The 13,680-nt window shown below is 68.6% G+C and carries 13 protein-coding genes; 3 read left to right on the top strand and 10 right to left on the bottom strand.

Annotation, left to right across the window (positions count from 1 at the left end; all coding sequences use genetic code 11):
* Positions 1-18: 18 nt before the first annotated feature.
* Both O9271_RS17830 and O9271_RS17825 read left to right on the top strand, forming a co-directional pair.
* Positions 19-387 (top strand): hypothetical protein, encoded by a 369-nt coding sequence (locus tag O9271_RS17830; RefSeq protein WP_298272747.1) that lies wholly within the window; start codon positions 19-21, stop codon positions 385-387.
* A gap of 13 nt (positions 388-400) precedes the next feature.
* Complete coding sequence (locus O9271_RS17825) at positions 401-3,076, top strand: serine/threonine-protein kinase (RefSeq protein WP_298272744.1); 2,676 nt, start codon at positions 401-403, stop codon at positions 3,074-3,076.
* A gap of 58 nt (positions 3,077-3,134) precedes the next feature.
* On the opposite strand, the gene O9271_RS17820 is transcribed toward O9271_RS17825, so the two are convergent.
* From O9271_RS17820 to O9271_RS17810, 3 genes are read right to left on the bottom strand one after another with little or no spacing between them, the layout of a single operon-like run.
* Positions 3,135-3,641 (bottom strand): hypothetical protein, encoded by a 507-nt coding sequence (locus O9271_RS17820; protein ID WP_298272742.1) that lies wholly within the window; start codon positions 3,639-3,641, stop codon positions 3,135-3,137.
* Entirely contained in the window at positions 3,632-3,868 is a 237-nt protein-coding gene (locus O9271_RS17815) for a hypothetical protein (protein ID WP_298272739.1), read from the bottom strand. Before O9271_RS17815 ends, O9271_RS17820 begins: the two co-directional genes overlap by 10 nt.
* Positions 3,840-4,442, bottom strand: a complete 603-nt coding sequence (locus O9271_RS17810; RefSeq protein WP_298272737.1) for a hypothetical protein — start codon at positions 4,440-4,442, stop codon at positions 3,840-3,842. The genes O9271_RS17815 and O9271_RS17810 overlap by 29 nt, the downstream gene beginning before the upstream one ends.
* 117 nt (positions 4,443-4,559) lie before the next feature.
* Between O9271_RS17810 and O9271_RS17805 the strand changes: the two genes are divergently transcribed.
* A complete protein-coding gene (locus O9271_RS17805) occupies positions 4,560-5,315 on the top strand; it encodes a DUF2268 domain-containing putative Zn-dependent protease (protein WP_298272735.1) in 756 nt (251 codons plus the stop codon).
* Between the two features lie 21 nt (positions 5,316-5,336).
* On the opposite strand, the gene O9271_RS17800 is transcribed toward O9271_RS17805, so the two are convergent.
* The 7 genes from O9271_RS17800 to msrB all read right to left on the bottom strand — a co-directional run bounded on the left by O9271_RS17800 (position 5,337) and on the right by msrB (position 13,561).
* A complete protein-coding gene (locus O9271_RS17800) occupies positions 5,337-5,492 on the bottom strand; it encodes a hypothetical protein (protein WP_298272733.1) in 156 nt (51 codons plus the stop codon).
* Between the two features lie 8 nt (positions 5,493-5,500).
* The gene (locus O9271_RS17795; RefSeq protein ID WP_298272729.1) at positions 5,501-6,004 is read right to left on the bottom strand and encodes a hypothetical protein; all 504 of its coding nucleotides are present in this window, start codon (positions 6,002-6,004) and stop codon (positions 5,501-5,503) included.
* Between the two features lie 285 nt (positions 6,005-6,289).
* Positions 6,290-6,694, bottom strand: a complete 405-nt coding sequence (locus O9271_RS17790) for a VOC family protein (protein WP_298272726.1) — start codon at positions 6,692-6,694, stop codon at positions 6,290-6,292.
* Between the two features lie 14 nt (positions 6,695-6,708).
* A complete protein-coding gene (locus tag O9271_RS17785; protein WP_298272724.1) occupies positions 6,709-10,164 on the bottom strand; it encodes an exo-alpha-sialidase in 3,456 nt (1,151 codons plus the stop codon).
* Positions 10,165-10,232: 68 nt separating this feature from the next.
* Complete coding sequence (locus O9271_RS17780; RefSeq protein WP_298272722.1) at positions 10,233-12,212, bottom strand: serine hydrolase; 1,980 nt, start codon at positions 12,210-12,212, stop codon at positions 10,233-10,235.
* 391 nt (positions 12,213-12,603) lie between these two features.
* Positions 12,604-13,101 carry a peptide-methionine (S)-S-oxide reductase MsrA gene (gene msrA / locus O9271_RS17775; protein WP_298272719.1) on the bottom strand — a complete coding sequence of 166 codons (498 nt, stop codon included), beginning with the start codon at positions 13,099-13,101 and terminating at the stop codon, positions 12,604-12,606.
* A complete protein-coding gene (gene msrB / locus O9271_RS17770; protein ID WP_298272717.1) occupies positions 13,094-13,561 on the bottom strand; it encodes a peptide-methionine (R)-S-oxide reductase MsrB in 468 nt (155 codons plus the stop codon). The genes msrA and msrB overlap by 8 nt, the downstream gene beginning before the upstream one ends.
* Positions 13,562-13,680: the final 119 nt, after the last annotated feature.

The following is a 13,680-nucleotide window of genomic DNA, read 5'->3' as shown; positions in this document are numbered from 1 at the left end:
CAAGTGTACCAGACGGCCGTGGCTGACTCCGCCATCATCGCCGTCTGTGCCGCCGTGCGCGCAGACGTCGCGCCCATGGCGAGCTACCTGGGAGAGCTGCGCTACGACAGCACCCGGGTGACAGTCCGCGCGGTGCTGCCGCTCGCGGGCGGCACGCGCAAGGAGAATCCGCTCGAAGCCGGACGCATCCGCTTCGCCGGCGTGCTCGCCGACAGCACGCGGGCCACCCCCCTGCTGCTCGCGGCGATCCGGGCCCGGCAACCGATCGGCATTACGCTGTCGCTGCAACTCCAGGAGCTCAACGCGCCCGATGGCAGCGCGCTGTTGCCGCGCGTCCGTGTGAGCGGCTACCCCCCGGAAGCCTCTCCGGGAGCCGGGCCGCCGTAAAGACGGGTTCCTCATGCTCAACTTCAACGACCGCCTGCGCGAGAGCCTCGGCCACGCATTCACCATCGAGCGTGAGCTCGGGGGCGGGGGCATGTCCCGCGTCTTCCTCGCGCAGGAGACCGCCCTCAACCGCCGCGTGGTCGTGAAGGTCCTGGCCCCCGAGCTGGCCGAGGGGCTCTCGGCCGAGCGCTTCGCTCGTGAGATCGCGATGGCGGCCACCCTGCAGGACCCGCACATCGTCCCGGTACTCACCGCGGGCGGCGGCGACATGCTGCCGTGGTACACCATGCCCTTCATCGAGGGCGAGTCGCTGCGGGCGCGGCTCGCCGAGGGCGCTCTGCCCCGGGCGGACGCCCTGCGGATTCTGCGGGAGGTCGCCATGGCCCTCGAGTACGCACACGGCCGGGGGGTCATCCATCGCGACATCAAGCCCGAGAACATCCTGCTCGCGGGGCGCACCGCCGTCGTCACCGACTTCGGGATCGCGAAGGCCGTGAACGCCGCCCGCACCGCCACCCGCGCCCCGGCCGATGGCCGCAGCGCCGCGACACTTACCAGCGCCGGGCAGTCGCTCGGCACTCCGGCGTACATGTCCCCCGAGCAGGCCACCGGCGATCACGTCGATCATCGCGCCGACCTCTACGCGTGGGGGGTGCTGGCCTACGAACTACTCGCCGGTCGGCATCCCTTCGACGACCGCCAGACCGTGCAGCAGCTCATCGCAGCGCACCTCTCCGTGACACCACCCGCTCTCGAGACGCTCGCGTCCGGGCTGCCACCCGCCGTGTCCGCGCTCGTCATGCGCTGCCTCGCCAAGGAGCCCGAGCTGCGCCCCGTCTCCGCAAGCGCCGTCATCGAGCAGCTCGACGCAGCCATGAGCTCGGGGGCCGTCGCGGCTGTCAGCGCGCGCTCGTCCGTCAGCACCGCGACCGCTCACCGGAGTACGCGCCTCCTCGTCGGCGCCGCACTGGCGCTCCTGGTCGGGGCCGCGTCGTGGTACGGCGTCCGCCTCGCCGGCACAGGCGACAAGGTCCCGGCGAGACGGCTGGCGGTACTCGCCTTCGAGAACCTCGGTGACTCGGCCGACGCCTACTTCGCCGATGGCATGACCGACGCCATCCGCGGCAAGCTCACCGCCGTGGGACGCGTCGAGGTCATCGCGCGCGCGAGTTCGCGGCAGTACGCCGGCTCGACGAAGTCACCCGGGGAGATCGCCGGTGAACTTGGCGTCCGCTACCTGCTCACCGGTACCGTACGCTTCGGGCCGGGCCCCAACGGCTCAAAGCGCGTGCAGGTGAGCCCCGCTCTGGTGGAGATCGGCGACGACGGGGCGGCGAAGAATCGATGGGAACAACCCTTCAACGCCGACGTCGCCGACGTCTTCACGGTCCAGGGCGAGATTGCCGCCAAAGTGGCCGACGCGATGCAGGTGGCCCTCGACCCCGACGGGCGCACCCGACTCACGCGCGCCGTCACGCGCAATCCCGACGCCTACGATGCGTACCTGCGCGCCGAAGCCGCGTGGGACGCCGGCGGCAGGACCGACTTCACGTCGCTGCAGCGCGCCCGGCCGCTGTACGTCGCCGCGTTGGCGCTCGACAGCAGCATGGTGGAAGCGTGGGGCGCCCTGTCGCGCGTGAATGGCTTCCTCTACGTCAACACGCGCCCGGTCGATTCGCTGCGCATCGGTGCCATGGAGGCGGCGAAGCGTGCCCTGCAGCTCGATCCGCAGGGCGTGGATGGGCACCGCGCCATGGGGTCGTACTACCGCACCGTCGAGCCCGACCTCCTGAAGGCGCGCGAGTCGCTCGAGCAGGCGCGCCGCGCCGCGCCGCAGGACGTGAATGTTGCCAGCGACCTGTCGAACATCGCCTCCGACCTCGGGACCTTCGACGAAGCGATCGCCTTCTCGCAAACCGCCCGGGCGCTCGATCCGCGCAACGCCCGTGTCCTGCAGACGCGCTCGCGCATCCTGCTGCGCATGGCCCGGCTGGACGAGGCGCGCGAAGCGGCCGTGGCGGGGCTCGCGCTATCGCCCACCAATCTCCAGCTGCACCAGCTGCGCGTGATGGTCGAGCTGGCGCGCGGCGATCTGGCGGCGGCGCGCATCGCCGTCTCGGCGGCATTCCGTGACGCCCCGCGCGACCGCGTACTCGCGCAGTTCGGCAACTACTGGGACATGGGCTGGGTGCTCACCGGCGACGACGAGCGCGACTTGCTGGCGCTCACGCGCGAAGCCTTCGGCGGCGGGGCCTCGAGCTGGCTCACCGTACACGCCACGCAACTCGCGTGGCGCGGCGACAGCGCCCGGGCGCGGGCGGCGGCCGATTCCGCGTGGCCGCTTCGCGCCGCCGAGGTGGCGGCCGTGCCGGGTGATGCGCAGCGGCAGGCGCTGCTCGGGCTCACGCTCGCACACGCCGGGCGCTCGGCCGAGGCGGTGAAGGCCGTGCAGGCCGCGATGACGCTCGTAAACGCCAACCCCCAGGCGCGAGCCTCGCTGATCAGCAGCTACACCGTATACACCGCCGCTCGTGCCGCACTCGCGGCGGGCGACCGCGCCCTGGCCTTCGTGCTGCTCAGGGACGCGATGCAACGGCACTATCTGGCCAACCCCGCGTGGGTGCGCCTCGACCCGTCGTGGCGATCAGTACTCCAGGACCCCGGCTTCGAGCAGGCGCTTCGGGGGTAAGGCCGGCCGCGGAACGAACGCGACGCGAGGATGCGGAGCGTGACCGGGGCGCAACAGGTCAGGGAGCGCTCAGGAGCTCCACGAGCGAGCGCCCCCCGGGAAAGCGCACATCGTGTACCCGCCAGCCGCGGGGCGTCCTCGCCATACGATAGGTCAGGCTGATGATCGCGCCCTCCGATGGTGGCTGGGACCGTGTGAAGGAGACCGCGATCTCCGTCGAGTCGGCCCCCCCGGCAACGGTCAGGCGCGTGGCCTCGGGGTCATTCGAGTACCAGATCGGTGATCCGTCGAGCGTACAGATTTGCTTGGTGCGTTCTCGACACCGTTGATCCTCCTCCAGAAGATCGACAAGGCGGTCATCGAAGTACTGCATGAGCACGTCCCGAGGCTCGTCCGTCAGCGTGGCCCACGCTCGCGCGTCATCGAGGACAACTTCCCACGCGTAATCGTGGTACAACTGCGCGACCACCGCAGCGGGGGACGAGACCTCCTCACGGCTCGAGGCCCCCGACGCGCAGGCACTGGTCAGAAGGCACAGGGGCAGTGCTGCAAAGATCAGTCGCATTGACTCTCTTGTTCTGGTGTGCCGAACGTCGGCAACTGTTGCGAGTGGATCGTCGGATGCTTCGTGCCACGATGATGGTCGGTCCGCTCGGCAACAGCAAGCGCTGTGGGGCCTGCGCCACGCAGCCCCGCGCGCGCACGGCGTACGGCATCGAGCGGCTCGATGCCCTTGCCCGCGGTGAGCGCCGCCTTGGGTGCGTCAGCGCGCCCCACGATCGCGTCGATCAAACAGCAGCGCCGGCGGAATCGGATTGCCCGGCGTCTCGGCTTCCCAGTAGATCGTGACCACCCACCAGCGCGTCCCATCGAAGAAGAGCTGGAACGAGTTCACCCCGCGGGCGAACGGTGCCGGATCGGTGAGGGCGCGCTTCGAGTCGTAGGCGCTCATGAGATGCACCACGTTGCCGTAGCGCTCCATCTTGCGGCCGATCTCGCGCTCGAAGAACCCGGTACGCTCGAGCTGCGCGCCGGCGTTGGTGATGTACTCTTCCGCCGTCCACACCCGCAGCACCCCCGTGCCGTCCGGTCGCTTGCCCGTCGGAATGAGGCGCGCACCGGGCGCCATAAGCGAGCGGAAACGATTCCAGTCACGCGGCTGCCCGGCCGGCCCCGAAATGACGTCATACACGGCCCGCATGATCGCATCGATGCTTTCGACATCGGCGGGGCGTGCCGCCGGTACCTCGCGGGCCGTGTCGCGCGCGGCAGGCTGTTGCCCGACGGCAAGCGCGGGGGTGAGCAGCACGGCGGCAACGACCAGTGCCGACGACAGCGGCCGCGGGAGCGAACGGAGCAGGGACATGGGGCGTGAGGGATGGCGTGGTGGGACGGGAGGCCTGTGGCCGGTGGCGTCGTACAAGGAACTCACCGCAACGACGTGATGCAACGGAACGGATGGCATAGACGGGCGCTTCACCTCATGGCTCCTCGTCCTCAGTCCCCGATTCCCATGCGTGTTCGTATTGCGCGGCGGATGCTCCTGATGCTGCTGTTCGTTGTCCCGACGTCGGGATACGCACAACAGTTTCGCCTCCGCATCATCGACAGTCCGTTGCATCGCTTCACACCAACGGAAGCGGCGCTCATTGATTCCGTGGCGCGCGCCACGCTTGCCGAAGTGCGAGCCCTCCTTCCCGAATTGCCCGACCGTGTCGAGCTGGAAGTCGAAGCGAGCCGGGACGTCCTGGCGTTCTCCGGTGAGGGCGGCGTGGCATCGACCCCCACTACGGTGCGGTACTCGGTCGATCCCACGCGCGCGGGCGGGGTCGCCCCCATCGTACGGGCGCATCTGCGCGCAACCCTGTTCCACGAGCTGCACCATCTGGCGCGCGGTTGGACGGTGGAGGGCGGAAAGCCGCGCACGAGCTTCATGGATGCGGTGGTGGCCGAGGGAATGGCCACCGCCTTCGCTCGCGAATACGCCGGCTTCGACGCGCCGTGGGGCGCACGCCCACCCAACCCCGACGCCTGGGTGGCCGAACTGCGGGCGCTGTCCCCCGAGGCCTGGGGTGCGTATCAGGAATGGATGATCCTGCACCCCGACGGCCGCGAGCGCATTGGTTACCGCGCGGGTACGTATCTGGTGGACCGGGCCATTGCGCGCAGTGGCCGGGCACTGCGGTCCCTCACACTGGCACCGACCGACGAGATCATCCGGCTGGCGTACCCCAACTGACGCGCCGGCAACGCTCAGCCGCTACGCCGCCAGCCGCACCGGGGCGTAAATGGCCACGGCACCGCCCACCAGCACACCGAGCGCCGAAATGCGGCGCTGCAGACGTGGTTGCGTGCCGACTTCACGGAAACCGTCCCGGAAGCCGTGGCGAAAATCACGAAGGGGTTCGGCGCTCATCGTATTCCTCACTGGATGGTAATCGATACGCTGGCGGCCGGCCGGTCGGCCGGCTTGCCACGCCAGAACTGTTCGGGGAACTGCGCCGTGAAGCGCGTGGTGCCGGTGCGGCTGAACACGAAGCGGCCGTCGGCGAGCAGCCGCATCCCGCGACCGGAGAAGCCGAAGTCGTATCCGGGCAGCTCACCCAGCACCACCCCCGCGCTATCCAGTGCTTCCACGCGCAGTACCTCGGCCATGCGTACCGTATCACCCACCGCCACCGTCAGCGCAGTCGGGGCCACCCGCAGCGCCCGCACACGCTGCCCGACGGAGTCCATGGCGGGATACGACAAGCGCCCGGCCCGTTCGGGGACCACATAGTCGACGGTTCTGGATTCGAGCGCTGACGACGCCCGCACCGGTACGGGTACCGCCACCGCGACTTCGCCCTTGGACACGCGCACGCACGCGCTGCTCCCGAAGACAACGGCCGCAAGCGCGACCGCTCGCCAGACCAACGACATGTGCATGCATCCTCCCGGGTTGTGCACAGGAACGACGTCATTCGTGGAGCCGGCCACCCGCGGCCGGCGCAGCCCGAACCGTGGGGCCCCAATGGCGGAGCGCACCCCTGTACCCGTGCGCCAGCGCGGTGATCCCAAGGGCGCGTGCCATGTTCCGGGTATGGGGGGTCAGATTCGTGAGGAGCGTATTGCTCCTCACGCGAAGATTTGGCGCGACGGCGCATCTCTCTCGCCGGCACCCGCCGCCCAGCACGGTAGTGAGCAGAGGGGCGTCGTGTCGAGGCCGCGCCTTTACGTGGCGGGACCGAGCAGATCCCAGTGGTTCCCTTCGCAATCGCGGAAAACGGCGACGGTGCCGTAGGGCTCCGTTCGCGGTGTCGAGAGAAAGGCTACGGCATGCGTCCGCATGCGTGCGTACGCGGCTTCGAAGTCATCGACGCGCAGAAACAGACCCACCCGCCCGCCGAACTGCTGACCAACGAGCGCCATCTGCGTCTCGCCATCGGCACGCGCGAGGAGCAGACCGGCGCCGGCACCGGCGCCTTTCGGGCGCACGACGACCCATCGCTTGGGCCGTCCATCGGTGGTGAGTGACGGCTCGTCCGCGACGAGCTCGAAGTCGAGCGCTCGGACAAAGAAGTCGATCGCGGGCTGATATTCCCGGACCAGGAGAGCCGTCAGTTCAAGGTGCGCCATGTTCTCTGCCCGCGTCAGTTCCCTGCGGGCATTGCGATGCCCGCCGCGGCAAGCTTGTCGCTCATGGCCTTCATGCGCGGCGCAAAGGCCTTGGCTTCGGCCACCGCCGCATCCAGCGCCGCACGCGCCGCGGCGGCCTGCTTCACCAGCGCGTCGCTTGGTGTTTCCCACACGGCCAGCAGGTTGCCTTTCGCGGCACCCAAACGGGCCAGCACGTTCGCATCGGCACCGGCCCCCCCACCACCAAAGCCGCCACCACCACCGCCGGGACCTGCCGCAAACGCCGGCGCGCCTACACCGAACTTCACGCGCAACGCCTCGAAGTCCTTGCGGAACGTGGCCCATTCGGTCTTCACGTCGGCACTCAGCGTCGTGCTGCTGTCCACCTTCGCCGCCACCGTGCGCAGCTGCGCCTGCAACGCTGCCAGCGGCTGTGCCGCCTGTGCACCGGCCACCTGCGCCGCATGCAGCTCCATCGCCTTGGCGTTGTACGCTACGCGCTGCTCGGTGGTCAGCTTCACTTCAGGATCGGCCACCAACGTGAGCGGCTTGCGCGCCACCTCCTTGCCGTCCACCACCAGCGCCACCGTGTAGCTGCCGGGGAGCACCAGCGGGCCCGCCGCACCACCACCGCCAAAGCGGAAGCCGCCCCCCTGCCCGCCCGCCGGCGCGCACGGGTTCTCCGGCAGGTACCCCACCTCGGGCAATTGCACCGGATAGCCGGCGATGGGCCGACGCAGCGCCGGGAAACCACCCGGGCCCGCCCCGGCGCCACCACCCTGACCGCCAGCAGCCGGCGCCACCGCGTTCACCTCCGGCACCGGCGTCACCCGCTGGTCCCAGCACACGGTCTGAATGCCGGCCACGTTCTTCGCCGCGGGCACCGCCAGCTCACGAACCAGCGCTCCGTTGCTGTCCATCACGCGCAGCATGGGGTTCTTCACCGGTGCCCGGAAGTGCACCTGCATCACCGCTTCGCTGGGCGGGTTCTCGCCCGTGAAGAACTGATGCCCCCAGAACTCGTCGTTGCGGTCGTCCTTGCTCTTCCACTGCAGCTGCGGCCCCGGCGTGAAGAGCGCCGCCTCCGCCTTCTGCGCCGCCGCATACTCCTGGATGGGCTCGAGGTGATCGAGAATCCACAGCGACCGCCCATGCGTGGCCACAATGAGCGCGTTGTCACGCGGATGAATGGTGAGCTCGTCCACCCGCACCGTGGGGAAGTTGGCCTTGAGACGGCGCCACGACTTGCCCTTGTCGAGCGACAGGAAGATCCCCGTCTCCGTCCCCACGTACAGCACGTCGGGGTTCTTCGTATCCTCGGTGAGCGTCTTGATCACCTCGCCGGCGAGGCCGTTCGTGATGGCGGTGAACGTGGCGCCGAAATCGCGCGACACCCACACGTACGGCGCGTAGTCGTTGAGGCGGTGATTGTCCACCGTGACGTACACGACCCCCGCCTCGAAGCGGCTGGGCACCACCTCGCTCACGAACGCATGTCCCGCCGGGAAGCCGGGCAGGTTCTTCGTGATGTTCGTCCACGTCTTGCCGCCGTCACGCGTCACGCTCACCGTGCCATCGTCGGTGCCGGTGTAGAACACGCCCGCCTGCTTGGGGCTTTCGGCCAGCGCAACAATCGCGGGCCACTGCGAAATGCCGTCGTTGCGCGCGATGGTGATCTCGCTTCCCTTGAGCCCCATCGTCACGATGGAATCACGGCTGGCGTTCTGCGTGAGGTCGGGGGAAATGGCCTCCCACGAATCACCACGATCGCGCGAGCGGAACACCTTGTTGGCCGCGGCCAGCAGTACGCCCGGATCATTGGGGGAGAGCATAAGCGGCGTATCCCAGTGAAAGCGATACGCCTCGCGCGGCGCAGCGTTCGTCACGTTCTGCGCTGTGGGGCGAATCTGCCGCGACTCGCCGGTCACCTTGTTGCGGCGCACGATGTTGCCGTCCTGCGACTCGGTGTACACGATGCGCGAGTCGCGCAGGTCGGGGATGGCCACGAAGCCGTCGCCGCCGAGGATCTGGAACCAGTCGTAGTTGAAGATGCCGCGGTTCTGGCGGGAGGCGCTGGGGCCGCACCAGTCGTAGTTGTCCTGCATGCCGCCGCACACGTTGTACGGCCACTCCATGTCGTAGCTCACATGGTAGAACAGCCCCACGGGCAGGTTGGGGAGGAACTGCCAGGTGCGGCTCAGGTCGTAGCTCACGCCAATGCCGCCGTCCCCGCCAATGAGCACGTGATCGGGGTTCTTCGGGTTCACCCAAATGGAGTGAATGTCATCGTGAATGACCAGCGCCGCGTCGGTCTCCCAGCTCTTGCCGCCGTCCACCGTCATGTGCAGCCCCACGCCGCCCATGTACACGCGGTCCGGGTTGACCGGGTCCACCTTGATGTTGCTGAAGTACATGGGGCGCGGGTTGGTGCTGCTCATCTTGCTCCACGTGGCGCCGCCATCGAGCGAGCGGTACACGCCCGTGGCACCCGCCGGCTGGCGCGGCGCGTTGGACATCTCGTCGGTGGCCGGCGGGGCCGCCGCGGCGCCGGCACCGGGGCGCGCCGGCGAGGGCGCCTCCACCGTGGCGTACACGATGTTGCCACTCTGCCGGAACACGTCCACCGCAATGCGTCCCAGCGGGCCGGTGGGGAAGCCGGTCCCGGTGACCTTACTCCACGTGTCGCCGCCGTCGGTGCTCTTGAAGAGCGCACTGCCGGGACCACCGCCGTTCATGCAGCAGGCGGTGCGGCGGCGCTGGTACATGCTGGCAAAGAGCACGCTCGGGTCGGCCATGGAGATGGCCACATCGTTGGCGCCGGTATCGTCGTCGCCCTTGAGCACGTGCTTCCACGTCATGCCACCGTCGGTGGTCTTGTACACCCCGCGATCACCGCCCGGCCCGAAGAGCGGCCCCGTGGCCGCCACGAACACGATGTTCTCGTTCGTGGGGTGAAGGACGATGCGGTTGATGTGCTTGCTGTTGGGGAGTCCGATCAGCGCGAACGTCTTGCCGCCGTCGGTGCTCTTGTAGAGCCCACCGCCCCACGACGTGCTCTGGCGGTTGTTGCTCTCGCCCGCCCCCACCCACACCACATCGGGGTTCACCTGCGACACGGCCACATCGCCAATGGCAATGAGCCCTTCGTGCTGGAAGAGCGGCGTGAAGGTGGTGCCGTTGTTCACCGTCTTCCACACGCCACCGTGTGCCGTGCCCACGTAGTAGATGGCGGGGTTGGCCTCGAACACCGCCACATCGGCGACACGTCCCGACATGGTCGCGGGGCCGATGCTGCGGAAGTGGAGGGCGTCGAACTCGGTCGCCACGGTCGCCACGGTCGTGGCGGGAGACGCGGAGGGCGCGGCGGCGCGGGGACTGGCGGCGCGTGGGGCGGCGGCGCGCTGTGCGTGGAGCAGGGCCGGGAGCGCAAGCGCGGCGAGCGCAACGAGCCGTGTGGGGAACGTTCGCATGGGTGCGGCGGGAGGAGAGTGAATCGGGTGACCGGGAATGAACATGCAAGGCGGCGAGTGCGCGGCGCTCAACGCACCCGCGCGAAACGGATATCGCGGGAGCGGGCCACGTTGGCGTAGAAGCCGATCACCTGGCCAACGCGGTCGCGTTCGAGCGTGAGGGTGACGGCGCCGCCGGTGAAGGTGTCCTTGGCGGTCGCACGGAGCGGCACATCCGTGGCACGGCGCTGCTTCGCCACCAGCGTGCCGTTCACCAGCGCGATGTCCCAGAACGCCTCGAGCTCCTCGCTGAAGAAGCGGCCGCTGATGGCCGCCAGTTCGCTGGCCGACGGGACCCATGGCGCTGCTGCGGCGCCCTCCCGGCGCGAGGCGCGCTGACGGGCGCCGTTCTGCACGAGCGTGGCGGCGCTCACCTTTTTCGCGGCATCACGGGTGAACTCCACCGACGCCGGCACCCCCTGTACCGCGAACGACGTGTCCGACGTGGGCGCCAGACGAAACTTCCCCTGCCCCGTGGCCTGCGTGAACAGCGTATCGCCACTGCGCGAGAAGGTGAGCACGAAGGCCGGCGCCGCATCGAGCGCGTACTGACCAGCAAACTCGTCGAACTTCTTCGCGTCGTACTTGCTGGCGTCGAAGGTCGCACTCGCCACCACCGGCTTGGGCGCGAGTTCGGGGAAAAACGCTTCGGCCAGCCGGAACGCGATACCGCTGTCGAACGCGCCGTCGTTGCTCTGCACCGTGATGCCGGCGTTCAGGTCGGGGTAGATGGCCAGCATGGAGCGGTGCGAGACGTCGGCACCGCCATGCTGCACACGCTTCTGGCCGTTCTGCGTATCCATGAACAAGCCGAAACCGTAGCCGGTGCTCTTGCCGTCCTTCAGCGTGAAGGGCGTCATCATCTGGGCGATGCTCGCCTTGGTCCCCACCTTGGGGTTGGCGAGATGCTCGGCCCACTTCTGCAAGTCGCCGAGCGTGGTATACATGCCGCCGGCGCCCATGGAGCCACCGAGGTCACCGAGATCGCGCCACACACCCTTGTCGCTGCGCGAGTAGCCCACCGTGGCGCCCTTCACCGGTACGCGCACATCGGCGCGCACCTGCGTGTGCGTCATGCCGATGGGAGCGAACACCCGCTGCACCATGAAGGTCTCGAAGGGCATCTTGCTCACCCGGGCCACGATCATGGCGGCAAGACCGAAGGCGGTGTTGTTGTAGTTGAACTCCGTGCCCGGCGCATTCTGCAGGGCCGGCTGTCGTTGCACGAGCGGGATGTACTCCTCGCGCCCCACGTAATCGCTTTCGTCGAGCCGACGGCCGGTGAGCGTGAGCGAGTTGTAGAGCTCGCGATAGCCCGTGGTGTGCGTCAGCAGATGGCGCACGGTGACCGTTTGCCCGAAGTCCTTGAGTTCGGGGATGTGCTTCCGCACATCGTCGTCGAGCGACAGCTTGCCCTCTTCCACGAGCAGCATCACCGCGAACGCCGTGAACTGCTTGCTCGTGGATCCGATGTTGGTGGGCACGGCCACGGTGAACGGAATGTCGTACGCCAGGTTGGCCATGCCGTAGGCCTTGGCGAACACCGTGCGGCCACCGCGCCACACCGCCACCGCCACGCCCGGGCCGTCGTTGCGATTCCACGGCGCAAGCAGCTGATCCACATGCCGCTTCGGGTCGTTCGAGAGCTTCTCGTTCATCAGCAGCGTCACGCTGAACGCACCGCCGGTGGAATCGCCCGCGGTGATCTGCAGCTGATGCACGCCGCTTTCGCGCGTGACGAGATGCAGCTCTTCGTAGCCCGCACTGGTAGCGTTCACCGCACCCACGACGGTGTTCTTGGGGCCCAGGAGCCGCAGCGCCACATTGCCCGGCGACTGACCCGCGCGTACGCGAACGATGAATCCGGAGTCGGCCTGCAGCGTGAAGCGTGCCGTGTCGGTGCGCGCCACGGTGCCGGACGCGGGTCGGCCGGTCACGAGGGGCGTTTGCGCCGCCAGCCGACCGGCCGCAGCGAACGGGAGGAGGAGAAGGGCAGGTGCCAGTCGCATGGGAGGGGGTGAAGGTGCCCCAACATGCGACGGGGAGAAGGAGGGCGCCATGTTTGGCGCGGGAAGGGGAACGGCGCGGGGAACGACGGGCGGGGGACTACGGGCGAGAGACCACGCGTTGGCACCAACGCGCTGGCACCAACGCGCTGGCAACGACGTGCTGGCAGGGACGCATGGGGACGCGGGCACCAACGCGGGCAACCACGCAGCGACCGCCGCCAGGCCGAAGGCCGAGGCGGGCGCCCGTACGTGCCCGCGTCGGTGCCCGCGTCGGTGCCCGCGTCGGTGCCCGCGTCCGTGCCAACGCGTCAGTTCCAACGCGTTGGTGCCAATGCGTTAGTGCCAACGCGTCGTCGATCGCGCGTCGTCCCCCGCGTCGTTCAGCCAACCCTCAGCGCATCCAGTGGCAGGTGTATCCGCCCGGATTCTTGCGCAGGTAGTCCTGGTGGTACCCCTCCGCGCTCCACCACGTCGCCTCCGGTACGATCTCCGTGGTGATCGGCTTGCTCCACACCCCACTCGCCTGCACTTCCAGCTTCACCCGCTCGGCAATGGCCTGCTGCTCCGGCGTGGTGTAGAAGATCGCGCTGCGATACTGCGTGCCGATGTCGTTCCCCTGCCGGTTGAGCGTGGTGGGGTCGTGCATGCGGAAGAACCAGTCGCGCAGCAGCACGTCGTACCCCAGCACCGTGGGGTCGAACACCACGCGCACACTCTCGGCGTGCCCGCTCTTGCTGTCGTGCGTGTCGTGATAGGTGGGGTGCTCCAGCCACCCGCCCGTGTACCCCACGTCGGTGTCCAGCACCCCGGGGATGGCGCGCAGCAGCTCCTCCATCCCCCAGAAGCAGCCGCCGGCCAGAATGGCCACTTCCTGCGGACGCTCAGCCATGGTGGCCACCGGACACGAAGAGCGGCAGAAACTCGCCGTACCCGGCCTGTTCGAGCTCGGCGACAGGAATGAAACGCAGCGACGCGGAGTTGATGCAGTAGCGCAGCCCACCCTCCTCTCGCGGGCCGTCGGGGAACACATGCCCCAGATGCGAATCACCGTGCTTGCTGCGCACTTCCACGCGGCGCATGCCGTACGTGCGATCTTCCACTTCCGTCACATTGGGCGCGACGGGGCGCGTGAAACTCGGCCAGCCGGTACCACTATCGAACTTGTGCACGCTGGCGAACAGCGGCTCGCCACTCACCACGTCCACGTACAGACCGGGCTCGTGATTGTCCCAGTAGGCGTTCCGGAACGGCGGTTCGGTACCGCACTGCTGCGTCACGACGAACTGTTCTGGAGTCAGCGCACTCTTGAGCTGCTCCACATCGGGCTTGGTGTAGGTCTTGTTGCTCATGTGAGCTATAGCCTCGGGGAGCGGTTCCGGTTCCCGGGTGCGAGGCGCGGAGAAGGGGAGGCGCGGGGAAAGCGTACGGCCAAGCAGGCGCCCAAACACTCCCGCAATCAGTCCCCGCG

The sequence above is a fragment of the Gemmatimonas sp. genome, from assembly GCF_027531815.1.
Lineage (GTDB): Bacteria > Gemmatimonadota > Gemmatimonadetes > Gemmatimonadales > Gemmatimonadaceae > Gemmatimonas.
This window is presented reverse-complemented; position numbering and strand designations above follow the sequence as displayed.

Coding starts and splice junctions, on each gene's coding strand:
- O9271_RS17825 (WP_298272744.1), top strand. CDS start 401: ATGCTCAACTTCAACGACCGCCTGCGCGAGAGCCTCGGCCACGCATTC.
- O9271_RS17820 (WP_298272742.1), bottom strand. CDS start 3,641: ATGCGACTGATCTTTGCAGCACTGCCCCTGTGCCTTCTGACCAGTGCC.
- O9271_RS17810 (WP_298272737.1), bottom strand. CDS start 4,442: ATGTCCCTGCTCCGTTCGCTCCCGCGGCCGCTGTCGTCGGCACTGGTC.
- O9271_RS17805 (WP_298272735.1), top strand. CDS start 4,560: ATGGCTCCTCGTCCTCAGTCCCCGATTCCCATGCGTGTTCGTATTGCG.
- O9271_RS17800 (WP_298272733.1), bottom strand. CDS start 5,492: ATGAGCGCCGAACCCCTTCGTGATTTTCGCCACGGCTTCCGGGACGGT.
- O9271_RS17795 (WP_298272729.1), bottom strand. CDS start 6,004: ATGCACATGTCGTTGGTCTGGCGAGCGGTCGCGCTTGCGGCCGTTGTC.
- O9271_RS17790 (WP_298272726.1), bottom strand. CDS start 6,694: ATGGCGCACCTTGAACTGACGGCTCTCCTGGTCCGGGAATATCAGCCC.
- O9271_RS17785 (WP_298272724.1), bottom strand. CDS start 10,164: ATGCGAACGTTCCCCACACGGCTCGTTGCGCTCGCCGCGCTTGCGCTC.
- O9271_RS17780 (WP_298272722.1), bottom strand. CDS start 12,212: ATGCGACTGGCACCTGCCCTTCTCCTCCTCCCGTTCGCTGCGGCCGGT.
- msrA (WP_298272719.1), bottom strand. CDS start 13,101: ATGGCTGAGCGTCCGCAGGAAGTGGCCATTCTGGCCGGCGGCTGCTTC.
- msrB (WP_298272717.1), bottom strand. CDS start 13,561: ATGAGCAACAAGACCTACACCAAGCCCGATGTGGAGCAGCTCAAGAGT.